This is a genomic window from Paenibacillus solisilvae (assembly GCF_042656405.1).
GTDB classification, from domain to species: Bacteria; Bacillota; Bacilli; order Paenibacillales; family Paenibacillaceae; genus Paenibacillus_Z; species Paenibacillus_Z solisilvae.
Map to the genome: position 1 here is coordinate 1 of NZ_JBHSOW010000138.1, position 4,261 is coordinate 4,261.

2 protein-coding genes and 1 pseudogene are annotated in these 4,261 nt (G+C 44.8%); all 3 read right to left on the reverse strand.

Annotation, left to right across the window (positions count from 1 at the left end):
• Positions 1-169 precede the first annotated feature (169 nt).
• A complete protein-coding gene (ltrA, locus tag ACFPYJ_RS33020) occupies positions 170-1,543 on the reverse strand; it encodes a group II intron reverse transcriptase/maturase (protein WP_379192841.1) in 1,374 nt (457 codons plus the stop codon).
• 887 nt (positions 1,544-2,430) lie between these two features.
• A pseudogene (locus ACFPYJ_RS33025) lies at positions 2,431-2,886 on the reverse strand (transposase); the annotation flags it as partial.
• Positions 2,887-2,969: 83 nt separating this feature from the next.
• Positions 2,970-3,545 carry a hypothetical protein gene (locus ACFPYJ_RS33030; protein WP_379192843.1) on the reverse strand — a complete coding sequence of 192 codons (576 nt, stop codon included), beginning with the start codon at positions 3,543-3,545 and terminating at the stop codon, positions 2,970-2,972.
• Positions 3,546-4,261 lie beyond the last annotated feature (716 nt).

The following is a 4,261-nucleotide window of genomic DNA, read 5'->3' on the forward strand; positions in this document are numbered from 1 at the left end:
ATTTGCCTGCATATCCGTTTCCTCCCTCTCAATATCTTAAATCAATAATGATCACATACCACACCCAATAATTTCTAATTTTACCACTACTACACATGGATGATATGTGATTTTTTATATTTTTTTCACTTGTTGTAGAGTAGGGGACTGGTTTCCCAGTCCTCCCTCATCAAACCGTACGAGCGGTTTTCCCGCATACGGCTTTCCGATGTTCTTCACCTTGGGCAGTATAGCTGCCCCAAGCACTTACTCGTTTCAGTCCCATACGACCAAGTACCTCGGCGACCCTCCTCGGGTGCAGTTGGTTTCGCTTGTGCTTTTTGTTCCAGTACAGTGTCAGTCTACGAATAATATGCCAGTCCACTTTTAATAGAAATTTGTTCGACATGCCAGGATCTACACTGCCATAATAGTTTTTCCACCCTTGTATGATGGGATTGAGCTTGTCTACCATTTGCTTTGGTGACCAGTAAAGTCGCGCACGTGGTGCTGTTACTTCCTTTACCTTGGCACGCATCTTCTCCATCGCCTTTTTGGATGGAATACTTCGCAGGTCATAGAATTTCCCCGACTTAAACAACTTCGGCATGCGGCGGTGATGGAATCCGAGAAAGTCGAATCCCTCTTTATCCAGCCACAGGTTCACAAGCTTGGACTTATCCGTGTTCATCGTCAATTCCAGTTTCCTGAAAACTGCCTTAAGCACCTGAATGGCTTCCATAGCGTGGGGTTTATTTTCACATAAAATAACTAGATCATCAGCATATCGCACCAATGTGCCAATATGGGAAAATTGCTTTTCCCAAAGGGTATCGTGATAGTTCAGGTAGATGTTCGCGAGTAGCGGTGAGATGACTCCACCCTGAGGGCTTCCGATTTCCGTGTTATGAACCTGTCCATCTTCCATGACGCCGGCTTTCAGCCACTGTCGAATAAGTTTCAACACTCTTCGGTCACTCACCCGTTGTTCCACGAGTTTGAGCAATTTGTCATGTGGGATATTGTTAAAGTAACCGGCGATGTCTACATCCACCACCCAGTACACTCTCCCATAGTTTACCGTCTTGTGTATCCGCTCTATCGCCTGTTTCGCGCTTCGCTTCGGTCGGAACCCAAACGAGCAATCCTTGAAATCCGCCTCGAATATTGCCTCAAGGACGATTTTCGTTGCCATTTGTACCAGTCTATCCTGAATTATGGGTATTCCGAGCGGACGTGTTTTACCATCGCCCTTCGGTATATCCTTCCTCCGAACTGGCTTAGGACGGTAGACGTTTTCCACTAACTGCCGTTGCGCGTCCATCACGAATTGCTCTTCTCCATACTCCTGTACAATGTGCTGAATAGTCACACCGTCGATGCCGGCGCTTCCTCGATTTGCTTTGACCCGTTTCCATGCTTCCCACATGACATCTGTCCGGTACACTTTGTCGTACAGAGCATGAAATCTGCGCTTGTTACTTGCCTTTGCCGCAAGGTAGAGGGTCCTTTGGAGTTCTTGAACTTTTACTTTGGTGTAGTTAGCAGATTTCACTGCATTCACTCGCTCTTACCTCCATTGTTACCCGTAAACAAAGTAAGGGTGCTTTCCTCCCGCAGGTTATGTTGTCCTGCGTTCTTAGGTACTACCACCCTCTCCGACTCCCTTCTCGCCGCTTACCACTTCACCCTCCGGGCTTATAGGTTCGCGCTTTACGCCGCTGTCGTGCGAGGTAGGGTCTCCCTAGTTCCAGACACAACTGTTACTACATGCTGTTCCCCATACACCGGAGGATTCTTCCGCGCTGCTTTTCCAAGTTCTTCACGCGTTCCATGGCCTTCACCGTACAATACGGGGTTCGGCTCCCTCTTGTCCCCTTCGGGTTCGATATGACGATGCGGCAGGATTCACTTCATGTTACAGCCTGCAGTTTTGCTTCACCCCAGTTGGGGGTTTTCACAGGGCTTCATCCTTAGGATCTCGCCACCAGATGCCTGCTAGCTACGAGGCGGCTTGGTCCCTACCTCGGTTGGACTTTCACCAACTAGTTGTGCCTAGCTTTGCTAGGCGCACCATTATGCTATCCTGCCCATTAACGGGGAAAAGGCAACCGATTGAATGGCTGCCTTTTCATTGATGTATTGTACTCCCTCAGTACAATATGTTTTTCTCACGAATGCTCGCTTATTCGCAGGATTTCACCCTTGCCAGAAATACTGAAAGATAATAAAAGGGACACCGTAGAAGACCCGGACAACATGAAGGCGTGAGGAAATAGAGGGGGAGGTTGAAACCCCATATCCTTCCATATACTGCACGCTTTCTCCACGCCGCCCCTGGAGGTTTTCACTCCCATGTCTCAACGGGTCTATGCCCTCTCATTCCTTCGTTACGCCTGTCCAAGGGGTGGAGGCCGGTCTTGCTATCGTTACGGGTCGGTGCCCTTTGGTTCAATACATCCGGTACTCCGTGCTTTCTTTGAAATCCTGCGAATAAGCCAAAACTCGTACAACGAAGTTGTAGGCTTCGCCGCTGCGAGCCATTCCAACTAAAATCCTTGCTAGTTTGCCACACAGTTTCATAATGGATCTCATTTTCTTTAACTTCTTTACCTGTACATTGTTGGCATGCATGGCTTTAAACTCCGGATTGTTCGCTACTAAACTCATCGTCATCATGAAGATAAAACGTCGAAGGCGAGAGCGCCCCCGTTTGCTAATCTTCATTTGTCCGGTCCATTTAACTGAACTTGCTTCTGCAAGGTTGAGACCAGCATGACGCAGCAAGGCATTTCCGTGCACAAAACCGCTTAAATCGCCTGCCTCACCCAAAATACCAGCTAGTGAAATGGCATTAATCCCTTTGACAGCAAGCATCGATTTAGCAAAAGGACATATGTACAAAACATCTGATTTTGCGAAAAAGCAAAAGGAGCTGCCCCGGTAGCTCCTTCGTCAAAACCCGTTAGCGTGAAAATCCTTGCCAATGTTCAGTATAAAGTTATCTCTGTTTTGGCGGCAACACGCTGATTTTTGTGTTCTTGTTGATTTTCAGAAGATAAGTTAATTTCCGGAGACAATGCAACCTTCACATCGTAAATACCAGCGTTCGCCGGCTCAAGTTCGGATTTAATCCATTGCTTCGGAATGAAAACCCACTTGTCTTCAACGGTTTGACCAGGATCTAATTTAGAGGTGCGGAGGTCTGATGTGCAAGCTTTACCTTGCTCTGTCGCCAACCTTGTATTCGATTCTTGGTCTACAATGTCAATACTTAAATGACTAGGACAGCTAGAACTACCGGAAACATATGTGAGCGTTTCTTTTCCAAGGTTCGTGACCTTCGCATTGACCTCGATTTCATCATCGAATCCATACTGGTTTTTAGCAAGCTGAATTTCATAAGCTAGGCTTCCAATGGTTTCTTTATGATAAATGTCAGGCTTTGCACCTCTGGTGTTATCATCCAAAGTTAACTTACCTTCATTTCCTTTGTTGTTCGCGCACGCTGTCAGAGCCACCATCACAAATAGGATTACAACAAGGAATCGACTCTTCATCTTCATCAAAGATACCTCGTTTCGTTCGAATGCCATATAAACGTTCAGATAGAAGGTTTTGTTTCAATTGCAAGAGAGCCCAAACTATCCTGCCCGTTCAATGCCAGCAAGCAGTACATATGTACAAAATTAGGTGGTTTTATCTGCGTGTGCTTGATTAAATCAATTAAAATTGGTTCCGCTCAACTTAGTTCGGATAAATAATCTGAAAAGTCTGTTTATTCAAAAAAAGGAGGAGAGTGTCTCTTGTTTTTTTGTGTAAATTGTAGAACGGTCCATTTAACAAAGTCCAGTGAGGATACGCTTTTTAAGACCGCTTTTCATTATCTTAACGGTGAAAAAATAGCAACTGGTTTATGTACAAGAAGTAGATCGAATTTTTTAACGACTTCATATGCTGACACCAATATTTCCACCTTTTTAGATCGAGAGGAAAGCAAAATGATTGAATGATAACATAAATACAGAAAATCAGACGGAAATGAAATTACACTATTTTAAGACATTAAGTATTGCAGAAAAGAGGTTATTTGAGACTTTAGCTAATGGAAAAGGTCAACCCGATGATGTGTTCCGTTAGCTCAATGACTTGTGGACGGTTCACCCTAGGATAGTGTAAAGCATGATTAAAAGAATTATTTTCTAAGCTTCTTTGTTTCACTTCTTAAAATATCTCGGTTTTTTTCCACAAAACCAATAAGGAACTTAATTTGCTCGTTATC